Consider the following 17,747-nt stretch of genomic DNA (forward strand, 5'->3'; position numbering starts at 1 on the left):
TTAAAGAGTCGCCCGGTGCTCACGGAAGCTAAGCTTCCCACCAGACTTAAGTCTTGCTCGGAATAAAACGTAATTCGATTTGAATTGTCGAGTTACTTACTTCCGATAAATCATTTCCTGACCGAAGCCAGGTGTATCGATTCATCGCTCCGTAAGCACCCACACGCATTGCTTGATCGATTTTTTAAACAACTCAGTTGAGCGCTAGGCTCTAACTGCGGGACGCGTATTCTACACATCCGAACTGCTGAAGCAAGTGCTTTCTTGCAGCCTTTTTGGCTTTCGGAGCACTCTACCTAAAGAGCTTTCCGAAACCCCGAACCACCGCTTCCGGTAGCTCGTGAGGGGCGCGCATTATAGCGAGCCACCTCTCCGCGACAAGCCTTTTTTGAGGCTTTTTTCAGTGCCGGAGGCGACTCCACAAGACGCGCCTTCCGATACTGATTCACGCCGCTCAGCAGCATGAAATGGCCTCGCGGGAGACCTGGCGGAGCCGGTTGGGACTCCTTCGAAGTGGCGCGCATTATAGCGGCCTCTTCGACCTTGGCAAGCTCTTTCGTGAAGAAAATTTCTTAAGAAAATCAATCACTTGGAACCGCCTCCTCACCACTTCTCAAGCAGCGAGGGCGCGAACTATACGGACAAGCGAACCCCGGCGCAAGTGATTTTCGTCGCGTATCCTCTCTTTTTCACCAGGGGGCTTCTGGCATCAAGCGGCATCGAGGTGAGGGCCTGCTAGGCGGCTCACCACCCCACGGGATACCGAGACACATCCCCGACACATCCCCGACACATACCTGCACTGCCGCCATAGAGCTATCGCTGCGCAACCTTCCTAACTCTAGTATCACTACCCGAGGGTCACCAGTGCGCAAACGCTATTTATGCAGCTCCGACTCTGTACCGCCTGCACGGCGGACACGCCACAGCCATAGGGCAGGGCCGGAAAGGGTGTAGATGACCGCCAGCCCTAAGAGTACTCGTGGCGGATCAATAGTCACGAGACTAAAGGCGAGGATCACCGCCAACATCATGACAAACGGCACCCGCCCCTTCACGTCCAGCGTCTTAAAGCTGGTATAGCGGAAGTTCGAAACCATTAGCAGGCCGGCAGCGGCCGTCACCAGAGCGGCTACGATGGCCAACCCCAAGCCCACGTCCGCATTGTGGCCAGCCCAGACCATGCTGGCGACAATCGCGGCAGCGGTAGGGCTTGCAAGGCCGATGAAAATACCTTTGTCGACGGTATCCACCTGGGTATTGAAGCGCGCAAGACGCAGCGCGGCGCAGGCTGCGTAAAGAAACGCCGCCGCCCAGCCGAATTTCCCCAGCGGCCCCAGCGCCCAACTGAACACCACCAGTGCCGGCGCCAAGCCAAAAGACACCATGTCGGAGAGGGAGTCGTACTGCACACCGAAGGCGCTCTGGGTATCCGTCAGCCTGGCCACACGGCCGTCCAGACCGTCGAGGATCATAGCGGCAAAGATCGCGATAGCAGCCGCCTCAAAGTTGCCACCCATGCCAGCGACGATGGCATAGAAACCACTGAACAGGGCGCCGGTAGTAATCAGGTTTGGCAACAGATAGACGCCGCGCGCGCGCACCTTGCCGCCGTTGGCTGAGAGCTCTTCTTCGATATGCTCATCAACGGGCAGTCGAATCTCGTCAGCGGCACCCGGTCCCGCACCCTCACCCAGGCTCTTCTTATCTTCCCCGTTATCGCTCATAGCTTCTCCGTTAGTGCATTGCGCAACCGGCGAGTGTACAGCGAAGACCACGCCGGGGCACAGCCCAAAAAAAAGCGGCGGGGTCTCCCCCGCCGCTTTTCCCTTAGAGCGCCAGCGTTAGCTGTTGCCCTCGGTCTTGTCGATGATCTTGTTGGCCTTGATCCAGGGCATCATCGCACGCAGTTTTGCGCCCACCTGCTCGATCTCGTGCTCGGCACCGATGCGACGCTCGGCCTTGAGACGCGGCTGACCTGCCAGCGATTCGAGCATGAAGTCCTTGGCGAAGCGACCGGCCTGAATGTCCTTCAGAACACGCTTCATTTCCGCCTTGGTTTCCTCGGTGACGATACGCGGACCAGTCACGTAATCCCCGTACTCGGCAGTATTGGAGATAGAGTAGCGCATATCGGCAATGCCGCCCTGGTACATCAGGTCTACGATCAGCTTCAGCTCATGCAGACACTCAAAGTAGGCCATTTCCGGCGCATAACCGGCTTCCACCAGGGTTTCGAAACCCGCGGTGACCAGCGCAGAAACGCCGCCGCACAGTACCGCCTGCTCACCAAACAGGTCGGTCTCGGTTTCTTCGCGGAAGTTGGTCTCGATAATACCGGAGCGGCCACCACCGTTGGCGGAAGCGTAAGACAGAGCCAACTCTTTGGCCTTGCCGGAAGCGTCCTGATAAATCGCGATCAGGGTCGGAACACCGCCCCCCTCGAGGTAAGTTGAGCGCACGGTGTGACCCGGACCCTTGGGCGCGATCATGATGACATCCACATCCTTGGGCGGCTCGATCAGCTCGAAGTGCACATTGAAACCGTGGGCAAACGCCAGGGCGGCACCGGCTTTGAGGTTGGGCGCTACCTGCTCACGGTAAATAGCCGCCTGGTACTCGTCCGGGGCCAGAATCATGACAACGTCTGCATCCTTAACCGCATCGGCCACTTCCGCCACCCGCAGACCGGCCTTTTCGGCCTTGGCCCAGGAGCTGGAGCCCTTGCGCAGACCCACCACAACATTCTCGACACCGGAATCTTTCAGGTTGTTGGCGTGCGCGTGGCCCTGGGAGCCGTAGCCAATGATGGCAACGGTCTTCTGCTGAATTAAGGACTGGTCGCAATCTTTGTCGTAATAAACTTGCATTCTTCTGTTCCTGTTTCTTAACAATTCAAACACTCAAAACTTTTTCGCCCCGGGCGATCCCCGAGACACCGGAGCGCACCACCTCCATGATGGTGTGCTCCCCCAGGGCCTGCAGGAAAGCATCGAGCTTTTCGCTGGTTCCCGCCACCTGCACCGTATACATGTTGCTGGTGACATCCACGATCTGGCCGCGGAAGATGTCGACACTGCGCTTCACCTCATCGCGCTGGGCGCCGGTAGCCCGCACCTTGACCAGCAGCAGCTCGCGCTCGATGTGGGAACCCTCGGTGAGGTCCACAAGCTTCACCACGTCGATCAGTTTGTTCAGGTTTTTGGTCACCTGCTCGATCTTGTGGTCGTCGCCAATGGTCACCAGCGTCAGCCGCGACAGCGTGGAATCCTCGGTCGGAGCCACGGTCAGGCTTTCGATGTTGTAACCCCGCTGGGAAAAAAGGCCTACAACCCGCGACAGCGCCCCGGGTTCATTCTCCATCAATACTGAAACTATTCTGCGCATCTCGATGATTCCCTAGGTCCGCTCCGTCTTGCTCAACCACATATCCCGCATGGAGCCGTTCGGCATCACCTGCATGGGATAAACGTGCTCAGACGGATCCACGTAAACATCGATGAAGACGGTGCGATCCTTGATCGCGAACGCTTCGCGCAGCTTGCCATACAGATCGTCGCGGTGCTCGATCTTCATGCCAAGATGGCCATAGGCCTCGGCCAGTTTGACGAAGTCCGGCAGTGACTCCTCGTACACGCTGTGGGACAGGCGACCTTCGTACTGCATCTCCTGCCACTGCTTGACCATACCCAGAGCCTGATTGTTCAGGCAGAGGATTTTCACCGGCAGGTGGTACTGGGTCGCGGTGGACAACTCCTGAATACACATCTGGATACTGCCTTCACCGGTCACACACACCACCTCGGTGTCGGGATGGGCGATTTTCACCCCCAGCGCCGCCGGCAAGCCGAACCCCATGGTGCCGAGACCACCGGAATTGATCCAGCGACGGGGCTTGTCGAACAGGTAGTACTGGGCCGTAAACATCTGGTGCTGGCCAACATCCGAGGTGACGAACGCATCGCCCTCGGTGATCTCGTGCACCGCGCGGATCACCTCCTGCGGCATCAGCATATCGCCACCGGTGCGATAGCGGGGCGCGGTATAAATACCGTGCCGCTCGCGCCAGTCATCGATCTGCCGCCACCAGTCGGTGATGGCCGACTGGTCCGGCTGCTCGTCACTGCTTTTCAGCATCTCGACCATATCGCCGAGCACCGACTTGACGGTACCGACGATGGGCACGTCGGCAACAATGGTCTTGGAGATAGAAGCCGGATCCACATCGATATGGATGATCTTGGCCCCGGGACAGAACTTGCCCGGTGTGTTGGTCACCCGATCATCGAAGCGCGCACCAACCGCCAGAATCACATCCGCGTGATGCATGGCCGTATTGGCCTCGAAGGTGCCGTGCATACCCAGCATGCCGAGGAAACGACGATCCGTGCCCGGATAGGCGCCGAGGCCCATCAGGGTATTGGTAACCGGGAAATTGAGGCGCTGAGCCAGTTCGGTCAACAGCTCGGAACCATCGCCCTGCACCACCCCGCCGCCGGCATAGATGACCGGGCGCTTGGCCGACAGCAGCAGCGCCATGGCCTTGCGAATCTGCCCGGTATGCCCCTTGCCCGCCGGCGTATAGGATCGCATGCGCAGCTTCTCCGGGAACCGATAAGGAAAGCGGTCCGCCGGATTGGTGACATCCTTGGGAATATCAATGACCACCGGGCCGGGGCGGCCGGTACTGGCTATATAGAACGCCTTCTTGACCACCGCGGGAATGTCTTCGGCATGCTTGACCAGGAAACTGTGCTTCACGATGGGGCGAGAGCAGCCCACCATGTCGGTTTCCTGGAAAGCGTCCTCACCGATTTTGTCTCTGGGCACCTGGCCCGAGATCACCACCATGGGAATGGAGTCCATATACGCGGTAGCGATGCCGGTAATGGCATTGGTGGCGCCGGGGCCCGAAGTCACCAGCACCACGCCCACCTTACCGGTCGAACGGGCATAGCCGTCCGCCGCGTGCGTGGCGCCCTGCTCATGGCGCACCAGAACATGCTTGATTTTCTTTTGCCGAAAGATGGCGTCGTAAATGTGCAGCGCCGACCCACCAGGGTAGCCGAAGATCAGATCTACCCCTTCATCCTGCAGCGCGCGAACCAACATATCGCCGCCGGAGAGTAATTCCACGGGAGCCCCCTAAATCTTAACGAAAGTTAGGATATCCATCACTCAAAAGACTGAAAATCACCGCCTGACGAGGATGCCAGCGGCGATTGTAAAGGAAATTTGTGACAAATATCAGCCTGAAACGCACTTTCCGGGCAACTTTTAGGATAACGTCATCGCTCGACAAAGTGCGCCGGTCCACATCGGGAAAAACCCGCTGTGAACCATCAGGCCTCCGGGATGAGGAGGGCCATCTCGACGGATGGTGGCGGGCGGGTGGCCCGGTGGTGGCAGAGGCCAAGGTCGCCGGTAAGGCAGCCAAACCGCGGGTGTGCGGCGGTCTCTGCTTGTCGAGGAGGGCACTGATTGTCCAAACTCTGCGCGCACTGTCAACCTGCGAGAGGACTGCGCCCTCTATCCGCGAAAATCCATCGGTGAAAAAGTGTTGAAAGGGGTGGTAGGCAAGCTGTCGGTGGTCTGTACAATGGGCGCAGACATCCACCCCATATAAGACCCATAAACCGAGGCTCTCCATGCGCTCTGCACTAGCGATGATTGCAACCGTAACCACCTTCACCCTGGCACTGGTCGCGCAAGCGGACGGCATCTATAAGTGGGTAGACGAAGATGGCGTAGTGCACTTCGGGGCTCAACCTCCCCAGGCGGAAAAGCAGGTAGAAGTGGTGCGCAAGCCCAAGTCCGAGCGTTACCGTCAATGGGAGTCCGAGCAGATGGCGACTCAGGCCTCACTGCAGGGAGACAAGCAGCCCGGGGACGAGGCAAAAGCGACGGACACGGCAGCGCAGCAACAGGACGCACAGCAGCAGGCACAAAAAAAGGCGCAGGAGGAGGCGGAGCAGCTCGCCAAGGCCGAGAAAGCGCTGAAGGCGCAGCGCTGCCGCATGGCCCGCTCCAACCTGGAGTCGCTGACCAGCCGCAATCGGGTACGCGAAGTCGGCGCTGACGGCAACCAGCGCGTGGTGCCCGAGGATGAGCGGCAGGCGCGCATCGCCAACGCCAGAAAGGCCATCGCCGACAATTGCTAAGAAGACAATTGCAAGACGACGATTAGCTAAGCCGGCAGTTAAGCAAGCCGGCGATTAAATCGACTATCGCCCCCTAAAAAGCTCCTTGCGCGGGCTCGGGAATAGTGAGAGAGCGGGTCGAAACAGAGAGAAAAGGAAGGGGTGCGAAAGGAGCGGCGGCAGAAAACCGCCGCCCCACAGGCTCACTTAGTGAAGACCGCCTTGTCACCCTCGACATTGGCATGGATGGTATCGCCCGGGGCGAACTTGCCCGCCAGCACCTCCTGAGCCAGCGGGTTTTCCAGCCACATCTGGATAGCGCGTTTGAGCGGGCGCGCGCCGTAGACCGGGTCGAAGCCCACCTCCGACAGCTTGGCGAGCAGCTCCGGCGAAACGTCCAGCTTTAACTCCCGGTCGCCCAGGCGCCGGCGCAGATAATCCAGCTGAATCTCGGCAATCTCCCGCACCTGCTCCCGCCCCAGGGGATGGAACACCACCACCTCGTCGATTCGGTTGATAAACTCCGGCCGGAAGTGATCGCCCACTACCTCCATCACCGCGCTCTTCATCTGCCGATAGCGGATTTCGCTATCGAGTTCGTCCTCCTCCTTGGCGCTGGCATATTTCTGGATCAGGTCCGAGCCCAGATTGGATGTCATCACCACCACGGTATTGCGGAAATCAACCGTGCGCCCCTGGCCATCGGTTAGACGCCCGTCCTCCAGCACCTGCAGGAGGATATTGAACACATCCGGATGCGCCTTCTCCACCTCGTCCATCAGGATGACCGAATAGGGCTTGCGGCGCACCAACTCGGTCAGGTAGCCGCCCTCTTCGTAACCCACATAGCCGGGGGGCGCGCCGATCAGGCGGGCAACGGAGTGCTTCTCCATAAACTCCGACATGTCGATGCGCACCATGGCGTCTTCGGTGTCGAACAGGAACTGCGCCAATGCCTTGCACAACTCGGTCTTGCCCACCCCCGTGGGGCCGAGGAACAGGAAGGAACCATTGGGCCGGTTGGGGTCGGCGAGGCCGGCACGGGAGCGGCGCACCGCATTGGACACCGCGCTGACCGCCTCATCCTGGCCGATTACCCGGTGGTGCAGCGCATCCTCCATGCGCAGCAGTTTTTCCCGCTCGCCTTCCAGCATTTTCGATATCGGGATACCGGTCCAGCGGGAGACCACCTCCGCCACCTCCTCATCGGTGACACGGTTGCGCAGCAGGCGCGGCTCTTCCGACGTTTCGCTATCCGCGCTGGAGGCGGCCTGCAGCTGCTGCTCCAGCTGCGGGATAACCCCGTACTGCAGCTCGGACATGCGGGTCAGGTCACCAGCGCGGCGCGCCGCCTCCATGTCCAGCTTGGCCTGCTCGAGTTTCTCCTTGATATCGTGGCTGCCGGCCAACTGGGCCTTTTCCGCCTTCCAGACTTCTTCCAGATCGGCGTATTCCTTTTCAATCTGGTTGATATCCTCTTCCAGCTTGACCAGCCGCTTCTGTGCCGCCTCGTCATCCTTGTCCTTCTTGACCGCCTCGCGCTCGATCTTGAGCTGGATCAGGCGGCGCTCCAGCTTGTCCATCGACTCCGGCTTGGAATCGATTTCCATACGAATACGGCTGGCCGCCTCATCGATCAGGTCGATGGCCTTGTCAGGCAACTGGCGATCGGTGATGTAGCGCTGGGACAAACGGGTGGCGGCGATAATGGCCGAGTCGGTAATGTCCACCCCGTGGTGAACCTCATAGCGCTCCTTCAGCCCCCGCAGGATGGCGATGGTGTCCTCCTCCGTGGGTTCGTCCACCAATACCTTCTGGAAACGACGCTCCAGCGCCGCATCTTTCTCGATGTACTTGCGGTATTCGTCCAGAGTGGTGGCGCCCACACAGTGCAGTTCACCGCGGGCCAGGGCGGGTTTCAGCATATTGCCCGCGTCCATTGCGCCTTCCGCCTTGCCGGCGCCGACCATGGTGTGCAGCTCGTCGATAAACAGGATGATGCGCCCCTCCTGCTTCGAGAGCTCGTTCAGCACCGCCTTCAGGCGCTCCTCAAATTCGCCACGGAATTTGGCACCGGCGAGCAGCGCACCGAGATCCAGAGACAGCAGGCGCTTGTCCTTCAGGCCCTCCGGCACTTCGCCATTGACGATGCGCTGGGCGAGTCCCTCCGCGATGGCGGTTTTACCGACGCCGGGCTCACCGATCAGCACCGGATTGTTTTTGGTACGGCGCTGCAATACCTGGATCGTGCGGCGGATTTCATCATCGCGCCCGATCACCGGGTCCAGCTTGCCCGCCACCGCGCGCTCGGTCAGGTCCAGGGTGTATTTATCCAGAGCCTGACGCGCGTCCTCGGCAGCCGGGTCGTTGACCTTTTCACTGCCGCGCACTTTTTTAATGGCGGCTTCGAGATGCTGCACGTCCCCGTTGGCACGCAGGATTTTAGACACCTCGCCGGCCGCCGAGTCGAACGCGGCCAACAGCACCGTCTCACTGGCGATAAAGGAATCGCCATTTTGCTGGGCCTTTTTATCGGCGAGGTTAAACAGGCGCACCAGCTCCTGTGACATTCCCACATCGCCGGTGGGCGAGCTGATGGTGGGCAACGCATCCAGGCGCTTGGCCAGATCGTTGCGCAAGCCATTGAGGTTGAAACCGGCCTGGGAGAGAAACGCGGGCACACTGCCGTTGTTCTGATTCAACAGCGCCTGCAGCAGGTGTTCCGGATAAATCTGGTTGTGGTCGCGGCCGACGGCGATCGACTGCGCATCGGCAATCGCGGCTTGGAGCGGGTTGGTCATACGGTCTATGCGCACGGAAAAATCCTCTTACGATTTATTGCGACAGCACAGCTTTAGAGTCTAGTAATCAATGTGCGGTCGGTTGAGGCTTTTTCAACACGCGATGTGTGGGCTTTGGAGGCTAGGGCCGCAACCAGATCAGCGAAGCCATGCGGCCAGTGGTTTTATCGCGACGATAGGAATAAAAGTTTTCAGCGTCATTCACCGTACAGCGGTCACCGCCATAAACTGCGCCAACACCCAGGGCCTGCAACTCGGCCCGCGCCAGTGCGTAAATATCGGCGAGAAAATGCAGTGGTTTGCGGCTATGGGGACGAAAACACTGCGCCATCTGCTCCGTGTGCGCGGCGCTCTGCGCGTTTTCAAAAAAGGCCTCCAGCACATCGACGCCGGTTTCAAAAACGTCGGGGCCAATGGCCGGACCCAGCCACGCCAGCAGGTTTTCCGGCTGGCAGTCGAGGGCTGCGACGGTATTGCGCACCACTCCAGCGGCGAGGCCGCGCCAGCCCGCATGCACAGCCGCCACACGCGAGCCCTCGCGGTCGCACAGCAGTAGCGGCAGACAGTCGGCGGTCAGTACCGCACAGACCACCCCGGGGCCGGTGGCATAACTGGCATCGGCGGTGCGGACAATGCCGTCGCTGCCCGCCGCCACCACCTTGTCGCTGTGAATCTGCTCCAGCCACTGTGGCGCGCAGGGCAACTGCAGTTCCCGCTCTAGCTGCGCGCGGTTGGCCATGACCGCAGCCTCGCTGTCCCCGACATGGCTGCCCAGGTTGAATGAGGCGTAGGGGCCCTCGCTGTGACCGCCGCTGCGCAGGGTAACCGCCGCCCTTACCGCCGTGGGGGCAGGCCAGTCCGGAAATAGGTAGTGGTCGAGGGCCATGCTCTCTCCTGATATATCAATATTCGGAACAGGCGCCCGGCATCGGAATGAAGGTGCCTGCGCCCCCGCTGAACAACACTGCGCAGGCAGTGCCGCATACACAGACTCAACGCACCGCACTGGCGGCGACACCGGTGTCGCGATTGCGCGCTGGTTAATCGACAAGCTGCAAGCGGCGGGCGGCGGGCGATTAGCCGGCGCGCAAGCTGTCCAGCAGGTTCAGCATATCTTCCGGCAGGTCGGCGCTCCAGTGCAGCGTCTCATTGCTGAGCGGATGCTGCAGCGACAGCTCGGCAGCGTGCAATGCCTGGCGCGGGAAAGACGTCAGCGCCTGCAACAGTTCCGCTGAAGCGCCGGCGGGCAGCCGGCCGCGGCCGCTGTAGAGCGGATCACCCACCAGCGGGTGGTGAATATGCGCCATGTGCACACGGATCTGGTGGGTGCGACCGGTTTCCAGCTGACAGCGCAGCAAGGTGTGGGCGGCAAAGCGCTCCACCACCCGGTAGTGGGTGACCGCCTCTTTGGCGCCTGCGGCACCTGCCGGCAGCACCGCCATCTTCAACCGATTCTGGCGGTGGCGACCTATGGGAGCATCCACCGTGCCACCGGCCGTCATCGCCCCCTGGGCCACCGCATCGTAAAGGCGACGGACGCTGCGCGCCTTCAGCTGGTTGACGAGGTTGACCTGCGCCGGCAGTGTCTTGGCCACCACCATCAGGCCACTGGTGTCCTTGTCGAGCCGATGCACGATGCCGGCGCGGGGAATATTCTCCAGGGCCGGGCAGTGATACAGGAGCCCATTCAGCAGTGTGCCGTCGGGATTGCCGGCCGCCGGGTGCACTACCAGGCCAGCGGGCTTGTTGATCACCAACAGGCTCTCGTCCTCAAACACCACTTCCAGCGAGAGGTCTTCTGCGAGCCACTCCCCCTGAGCCTGCAGCGCGGCGCGAAGTCCCAGCCGTTCACCGCCAAACAGCTTGTCTTTCGGTTTACCTTTGCGCCCGTCCACCGTCAGCTCACCGCTTTTGATCCAGCCCTGCAGGCGGGCGCGGGAATAGTCGGGAATTAATTCCGCTGCTACCTGGTCAAAACGCTGACCGGCCAGGTGAGCAGGTACTAGGATGTCCACATGTATCTTGTCGGTCATACTCGGGTTCTGCGGGCACGAAAACTTTGGGCAGGTCCGCGACTGTGGTTAAATGTCGGGCCGCCGCGAAATGAACAGATGGCGTGTAGTTTAATAAGGTAGAGAGCAATAATGATAGAGCGAGGCACTATGCAGGCCTGGAAAACCCTGTTGTTGGTGGTGATGTCCGCAATTGTGGTCGCCTGCGCCAGTACCGAAGAGAAAGAAGAAGATCTGCCCTCCGGCAGCCGCACCGAACAGGCCTTCTACGAGGCTGCCCAGCGCCAGCTGCGCTCCAGCCAGTGGGACCTGGCCATCAAGAATCTGCGCGCCCTGGAAGACAACTTCCCCTTCGGCAGTTACGCCGAGCAGGCCCAGCTGGAACTCATCTACGCCTACTACCGCAACTACGAAAATGATGCCGCCATCGCGTCCGCGGACCGGTTTATTCGCCTGCACCCCCAGCACCGCAACGTGGATTACGCCTATTACATGAAGGGGCTGGCGTCGTTCACCGAGGGCAGCGGCCTGTTTGAACGCTTCCTGCCCACCGACATGACACGTCGCGACCCCGGTTCCGCGCGGGAATCTTTCGCCTACTTTTCCCAGCTGATGGCGCGCTACCCCGACAGCCGCTACGCGCCGGATGCGCAGAAGCGCATGATTCACCTGCGCAACCTGTTGGCGCGCTATGAAATTCACGTGGCCAACTATTACTTCAAGCGCGGCGCTTACCTGGCGGCCACCAACCGCGGCCGCTATGTGCTGGAAAACTTCCAGCAGACCCCGGCGGTGCCTGACGCCCTGGCGGTGATGGTACAGGGCTACCACCTGCTGGAAATGCCGACACTGGAGGCCAACTCCCTGCAGGTGCTGAAGGCCAACTACCCGGATCACCCCGCGCTCAACAGTAACGGCGGCTTTAATTACAACTATTACAAAGGCGCCAGTGGCCGCAATATCGTGCACCGGCTGACACTGGGCCTGTTCGAGAAGTCCGACCCGCGCGGCTTCGACAGCCGCGAGCAGTACAATGTGGAGTACCGGCGCGAGGAGACCCCGCTGCCGCCGGAACTGATGTAATTGCCGGCAGCGGCAATTGCCGCAATTACAGTTTCGCGATAAAAAACGGCGCCTTTGGCGCCGTTTTTGTTTCACCCCGTTTCAGGGGCATCACCCACGCGCATTCACTCGCCGGCCTTCCAGCCGTTGGTGATGGGGTAGCGGCGGTCGCGACCAAAGCCGCGCCGGGAAATCCGCACACCCACCGCCGACTGGCGCCGCTTGTACTCATTGCGATCCACCAGCCGCACCACCCGCTCAACCACCTCGCGCGCAAAGCCCTCGGCGATGATCGCGGCCGCACTCATGTCCTGATCCACGTAAAGCTCCAGAATCCGGTCCAGCTCGTCGTAGTCCGGCAGGCTGTCGGAATCCACCTGATCCGGAGCCAGCTCCGCGCTGGGGGGGCGTGTGATGACCGTTTCCGGAATCACCTCGGACAGGGTGTTGCGGTAGCGGGCGAGAGCAAAGACCAGGGTCTTGGGCACATCCTTCAGTGCGTTAAAGCCGCCCACCATATCGCCGTAGAGAGTGGCATAGCCCACGGCCATCTCGCTCTTGTTGCCGGTGGTCAATACCATCGAACCCTTTTTGTTGGAGATCGCCATCAGCAGCACGCCACGGGAGCGGGCCTGCAGGTTTTCCTCGGTGGTGTCCCGCGCGGTGCCCTCGAACTCGCTGGCCAGTGCCGCCATAAAACTATCGAAGATCGGCTCGATACTGATCACCCGGTAGTGCACGCCGAGGCGCTGCGCCTGATCGGCGGCATCATTGCGACTCAACTCGGAGGTATAGCGGAAGGGCATCATCACCGCTTCAACCCGCTCGCTGCCCAGCGCATCCACCGCGATGGCCAGGGTCAGGGCCGAATCGATGCCGCCGGACAGCCCCAGCACCACTCCGCTGAAGCCATTTTTGTTGACATAATCCCGCACGCCCAGCACCAGCGCCTGGTAGACCGAGGCCAGGTCCTGCTGCGCCGGGGCAGTCTCACCGGGGCGCAAGGCCACCACGCCGCCCGCCTCCTCAACCGTCAGCGGCAAGAGCTTTTCGGTAAACTCCGGGGCCCGAACAGCCAGGGTGCCCTGACTATCCACCGCAAAGGAGCCACCATCGAATACCAGCTCATCCTGACCGCCCACCCAGTTGGTGTAGATAATGGGCATGTTGCCGGCCCGGGCCTGCTCGCCAAGAAGCTCAAGGCGCTCCCGAGACTTGCCGCGATGGAAGGGAGAGGCATTGATATTCAGCATCAGTTTCGCCCCTGCCGCCGCTGCCTGGGCCACGGGCTGGGGATGCCAGATGTCTTCACAAATGGTGATCGCGGTGGGAATGCCATGGATATCCACCACGCAGGGTTTGTCCCCGGGAGCGAAATAACGCAACTCGTCGAAGACCTGATAGTTCGGCAGCTTTTGCTTGGCGTACTCGGCCACCAGCTCACCGTCCACCAGCAGGCCGGCCATATTGAACAGCTGCCCGGCCACCACCTTGGGATAACCGATCAGTACCGAGCAGGGCAGCGCCGCCGCTTTCAGCTGCTCCAGTGCGGCATCGATACGCCGCTGCATGCTGGGCCTCAGCAACAGGTCCTCCGGCGGGTAACCGCAGAGGGTCAACTCCGGGAAGACCACTAGGTCAGCTCCGTGCTGCCGTCGCGCCTCGCGGGCGGTGTCGATCACCCGCTCGGTATTGCCGGGGATATCTCCCACCAGGGAATTGATTTGTGCCAGCACTAGCTGCAAAGTAGACATCTTCTCACCTCGGTCCATACAGACCGCAATTGTACCGCGAGCCGGACACTGCAGCACCGGCCGCCTCAATAACGACAAAAGATTCCGGAACCCCGCAGTGAGCAGTTCAACGACGAGTGCCAGTGGTCTCTACCAGCAACACCATGAGCTGTTGCGGATCTACGGCTATTACCGGGTCGTCATCGCGCTGATCCTGCTGGGTATCTTCAACTCGGAGTTCGGTCTCGGCACCGCCGGCAACAGTGCGCCGGCTATTTACATCAAAACGGTCAGCGCCTACTGCATGCTGAATGTGGGCTGGCTGTTCTATTTGCGCCACAACCATTTCCGCACCAGCGTCAGTCAGGTCGGGCTGATTCTCGGCTGCGACATCGTCACCTTCCTGATCCTGATCGCCGCCAGCGGCGGCCTGAACTCCGGGCTCGGCTACCTGCTGCTGATCAACTGCTCAGTGGGCTCCATGCTGCTGGTCCGGCGATTGAGCGCCTTCTTTGCCGCCGTGGCCAGCATCGCGATCATCGGCCAGCAGGTATACGGCCTGCTGAGCGGAACATCGAACACCCAGGACATTGTTTCCGCCGGCAGCCTCGGCATCCTGATTTTTGTCACCGTCAGTGCCCTGCAATACCTTTCCGGGCGCATCAGTGCCGCCACCCAGCGCGCCGACCAGCAGAGCCGCCAGGCCGCGCACCTGCAGCGCCTGGCGCAACAGATTGTGGAGAGGATGCGCACCGGCGTACTGGTGCTGGACCCGGCCAACAAAACAGAGCTGGTCAACCGCTCCGCCCAGCAACTGCTGGGGGACAAGCTGCACAGCGGGGAAAGCGGCGCCAGCGAGCTGGGCCAGCTGGTGCGGGAGTGGCGGCGGGACCCCACCCGCAACAGCCCCCTGCTGCCGGCTGACAACGGCGGCGAATTGCGCCTGAAGCTCAGCAACCTGCCGCGGGAGCGCGGCGACAGCACCCTGCTGTTCGTGGAGGACAGCCGCAAGCTCACCGAGGCCGCACAAAAGCTCAAGCTTGCCTCCCTCGGCCACCTGACCGGCTCCATCGCCCATGAGATACGCAACCCCCTCGGTGCCATCAGCCATGCCGCACAGCTGCTGTCAGAGTCCCCCAATCTGGGGGCCGAGGACCGCCACCTGGTGGATATCATCTGCCGCCACAGCGTGCGGGTGAACCAGATTGTGGAAAATGTCATGCAGCTGTCCCGGCGCCAGCCGGCGGAGCCGCGCCTGCAGGATCTCGCCATATGGGCCGAGCAGTTTGTGGTGGATTTCCGCGCCGGAGCCCCCGGCGACACCATCATCGAACTCGACCTGCCCTCGGGCGAAATCCAGGCGCACTTCGACAGTCACCAGCTGGGCCAGATTGCCACCAACCTGTGCAACAACGCCCTGCACTATTCAAAGCTCAGCAGCGGGCGCCGCTGGGTGGGCATCGAGGTCTACCGGCACCCCAAAACCGATTGCCCGGTGCTCGACATCAGCGACCTGGGAGCGGGCATCCCCGCGGAACACCTGGAGCAGATCTTCGAGCCATTTTTCACCACCGGCCAGGGCGGCAGTGGTCTCGGCCTCTACATCGCGCGGGAACTCGCGGGGGCCAACCAGATCAATCTCTACCACTGCCGCGACCGCAGTGAGCGCAGCTGTTTCCGGGCTGAATTCGCGCCACCGGAAAACCTCGCGCAGTAAGCGGTTACTTACCATGTCACCCAAATCTCTGTCATAATCCGGCCCCTAAGTAGCCAAAAGTTAAGAGTAAGCGGAACCATGCAACCACTGGCCCTGGTCGTCGATGACGAACCGGACATCTGTGAACTCCTGACCCTGACCCTGCGGCGCATGGATGTGCACTGCCACACCGCGGCCAATCTCGCCGCTGCCCGCCACCTGCTGGCGGAACACACTTATCACTTCTGCCTGACCGATATGCGCCTGCCCGACGGGAATGGGCTGGAGCTGGTGGAGCTGATCCAGCGGGAGCTGGACGGACAGCTGCCGGTTGCCGTCATCACCGCCCATGGCAATACCGACACCGCCATCGGCGCACTGAAGCTCGGCGCTTTCGACTTCGTCAGTAAACCGGTTGACCTGGAGCGGCTGCGCACTCTGGTGCAGCTGGCTCTGCGCCTGAATCGCGAGCGGGACGATCGCAGTGCCTCATCGGCACCACAGCTGCTGCTGGGCGAGGCGCCAGCAATGCACAGGCTGCGCGAGCAGATCGCCAAAGTGGCGCGCAGCGACGCCCCCATTTATATCAGTGGTGAATCCGGTTCCGGCAAGGAACTGGCAGCCCGCTCCATCCACCTGCGCGGCGCCAGGGCCGAACAGCCGTTCGTGGCGGTCAACTGCGGCGCCATCCCCGCCGAACTGATGGAGAGTGAATTCTTTGGCCACAAGAAGGGCAGCTTCACCGGCGCGCACCGGGACAAGCCGGGGCTCTTCCAGAGTGCCGCGGGCGGCACCCTGTTCCTGGACGAGGTGGCCGATCTGCCGCTAGCCATGCAGGTCAAACTGCTGCGCACCATTCAGGAAAAAGCCGTGCGTCCTATTGGCGGCTCGGAGGAAATTCCCGTTGATGTGCGGATACTTTGCGCAACCCACAAAGATCTGGCACAGGAAGTGGTCGCAGGCCGCTTTCGCAACGACCTCTACTACCGCATCAATGTGATAGAAATCGCGGTGCCGCCGCTGCGTGAACGGGCCGCGGACATACCGCTTCTGGCCGACACCATCCTGCGGCGCATCGCCCGCGCCGCGGGTATCCCAGTGCCCGACCTTGCCCCCGCGGCGCTCGGCGCCCTGCAGCGCTACAAGTTCCCCGGCAATGTACGCCAGCTGGAAAATATCCTCGAGCGCGCTTTTACCCTGTGCGAGGATGGCGTCATCCGCGAGGCCGACCTGAATCTGGAACAGGACGCCACCCCCGCAGCGCCCCCCCCTCCAGCGCAACCGCAGGCCCCCTCCCCCGCACCCGCTGAGACTTCCTCTGCGGCATCTTTAGCCGCTGCGCCCGCAAGCACTGTGGCAGGCTCCACGCACGCCTCAAACGCCCTCGCCTCCCTGGACCAGAGCCGCGCCCATTACGATAGCGGCCACTACAGTTCACTGGACGACTATCTGGAGCATATCGAGCGGCAGGCCATCGAAAACACTCTGCAGGAAACCCGCTGGAACCGCACCGCCGCCGCACAGAAACTGGGGATCAGTTTTCGCTCACTGCGCTACCGCCTGAAAAAGCTCGGGCTTGAGGACTGAGGACTGAGGAATGACCCGTACGGGTCTGATACAGACCTGACACGAGCGTACTGTAAGCGCGTGTGATTGGCTTTTGTGCCGGATTATTTATGCTGATGCTCTCTCAGGGAAGGAGAGCGTCATTATGGAGAAAGCTGGTAAAAGCTGCCGGGGGTTTACCCTGATCGAACTGATGATTGCGATTACCATCCTCTCGATCATCATTTCAGTTGCCACGCCGCCCATGTCCAATCTGGTAAAGCGCTACCGGGCCGAAATTCAAAGGCAGCACCTTTTCGAGCTGATCGCGCTGGCCCGGGGCAAGGCTTATTCTGAGGGCGCAATTTATACACTGTGTGGCAGCGCGGATGGCCAAACCTGCACCAGAGACTGGAGCAAGAGCGCTCTTCTCTTCAGGGACGCGGACGGCAGCGGCAGCAGAGACAGCGACGAGAAAATTGAGCGGATCATGGAAGCACTGCCGGAAGGTTCGTCGCTTAACTGGAGAAGCTGGGGCAACAAATCCTACCTGCAGTACCGGCCGAGTGGATTAACCCTCTCTCAGAGTGGCAACTTCAGTTACTGCCCGCCGGATGGCGATAATGAATTCAGCTGGATTATCGTGCTGAACGGCGCCGGGCGCCCCTATTATGGCAGGGACACCAACGGCGACGGCATGGTGGAAAACGGCAGCGGCGAGGATCTGGACTGCCGTGACAACGGTTAATTTCAGTCAG

The 17,747-nt window shown here is 61.0% G+C and carries 13 protein-coding genes; 5 read left to right on the plus strand and 8 right to left on the minus strand.

Annotation, left to right across the window (positions count from 1 at the left end):
- Positions 1-878 precede the first annotated feature (878 nt).
- From pssA to ABEA58_RS08020, 4 genes are all read right to left on the minus strand, one after another.
- Positions 879-1,727 carry a CDP-diacylglycerol--serine O-phosphatidyltransferase gene (gene pssA, locus ABEA58_RS08005; protein ID WP_345550411.1) on the minus strand — a complete coding sequence of 283 codons (849 nt, stop codon included), beginning with the start codon at positions 1,725-1,727 and terminating at the stop codon, positions 879-881.
- A gap of 117 nt (positions 1,728-1,844) precedes the next feature.
- Positions 1,845-2,870: a ketol-acid reductoisomerase gene (gene ilvC / locus ABEA58_RS08010; protein WP_345550413.1), complete on the minus strand. Its 1,026-nt coding sequence runs from the start codon at positions 2,868-2,870 to the stop codon at positions 1,845-1,847.
- 25 nt (positions 2,871-2,895) lie between these two features.
- Positions 2,896-3,387 carry an acetolactate synthase small subunit gene (gene ilvN, locus ABEA58_RS08015; protein WP_345550415.1) on the minus strand — a complete coding sequence of 164 codons (492 nt, stop codon included), beginning with the start codon at positions 3,385-3,387 and terminating at the stop codon, positions 2,896-2,898.
- Positions 3,388-3,399: 12 nt separating this feature from the next.
- A complete protein-coding gene (locus ABEA58_RS08020) occupies positions 3,400-5,136 on the minus strand; it encodes an acetolactate synthase 3 large subunit (protein ID WP_345550417.1) in 1,737 nt (578 codons plus the stop codon).
- 512 nt (positions 5,137-5,648) lie between these two features.
- Here ABEA58_RS08020 and ABEA58_RS08025 point away from each other — a divergent pair.
- Positions 5,649-6,161, plus strand: coding sequence for a DUF4124 domain-containing protein (locus ABEA58_RS08025; RefSeq protein ID WP_345550419.1), 513 nt, complete (start codon positions 5,649-5,651; stop codon positions 6,159-6,161).
- Positions 6,162-6,343: 182 nt separating this feature from the next.
- On the opposite strand, the gene clpB is transcribed toward ABEA58_RS08025, so the two are convergent.
- The 3 genes from clpB to rluD form a co-directional block, all read right to left on the minus strand.
- Entirely contained in the window at positions 6,344-8,956 is a 2,613-nt protein-coding gene (gene clpB / locus ABEA58_RS08030) for an ATP-dependent chaperone ClpB (protein WP_345550421.1), read from the minus strand.
- 106 nt (positions 8,957-9,062) lie between these two features.
- Complete coding sequence (pgeF, locus tag ABEA58_RS08035; protein WP_345550422.1) at positions 9,063-9,827, minus strand: peptidoglycan editing factor PgeF; 765 nt, start codon at positions 9,825-9,827, stop codon at positions 9,063-9,065.
- Positions 9,828-10,017: 190 nt separating this feature from the next.
- Positions 10,018-10,974 (minus strand): 23S rRNA pseudouridine(1911/1915/1917) synthase RluD, encoded by a 957-nt coding sequence (gene rluD / locus ABEA58_RS08040; protein ID WP_345550424.1) that lies wholly within the window; start codon positions 10,972-10,974, stop codon positions 10,018-10,020.
- A 129-nt stretch (positions 10,975-11,103) separates the two neighbouring features.
- Here rluD and ABEA58_RS08045 point away from each other — a divergent pair, with 129 nt between their 5' ends.
- Entirely contained in the window at positions 11,104-12,036 is a 933-nt protein-coding gene (locus ABEA58_RS08045) for an outer membrane protein assembly factor BamD (protein WP_345550426.1), read from the plus strand.
- 104 nt (positions 12,037-12,140) lie between these two features.
- Here the strand turns inward: ABEA58_RS08045 and ABEA58_RS08050 are convergent, their stop codons facing one another.
- Positions 12,141-13,769, minus strand: a complete 1,629-nt coding sequence (locus ABEA58_RS08050) for an NAD+ synthase (protein WP_345550427.1) — start codon at positions 13,767-13,769, stop codon at positions 12,141-12,143.
- A 97-nt stretch (positions 13,770-13,866) separates the two neighbouring features.
- On the opposite strand from ABEA58_RS08050, the gene ABEA58_RS08055 reads away from it, so the two are divergent.
- The 3 genes from ABEA58_RS08055 (at position 13,867) to ABEA58_RS08065 (ending at position 17,737) form a co-directional block, all read left to right on the plus strand.
- The gene (locus tag ABEA58_RS08055) at positions 13,867-15,465 is read left to right on the plus strand and encodes a sensor histidine kinase (protein WP_345550429.1); all 1,599 of its coding nucleotides are present in this window, start codon (positions 13,867-13,869) and stop codon (positions 15,463-15,465) included.
- Between the two features lie 78 nt (positions 15,466-15,543).
- Entirely contained in the window at positions 15,544-17,031 is a 1,488-nt protein-coding gene (locus ABEA58_RS08060) for a sigma-54-dependent transcriptional regulator (RefSeq protein WP_345550430.1), read from the plus strand.
- Between the two features lie 124 nt (positions 17,032-17,155).
- Positions 17,156-17,737 carry a GspH/FimT family pseudopilin gene (locus ABEA58_RS08065; RefSeq protein ID WP_345550432.1) on the plus strand — a complete coding sequence of 194 codons (582 nt, stop codon included), beginning with the start codon at positions 17,156-17,158 and terminating at the stop codon, positions 17,735-17,737.
- Positions 17,738-17,747: the final 10 nt, after the last annotated feature.

The organism is Microbulbifer aestuariivivens, from assembly GCF_039545115.1.
Classification (GTDB): Bacteria; Pseudomonadota; Gammaproteobacteria; order Pseudomonadales; family Cellvibrionaceae; genus Microbulbifer; species Microbulbifer aestuariivivens.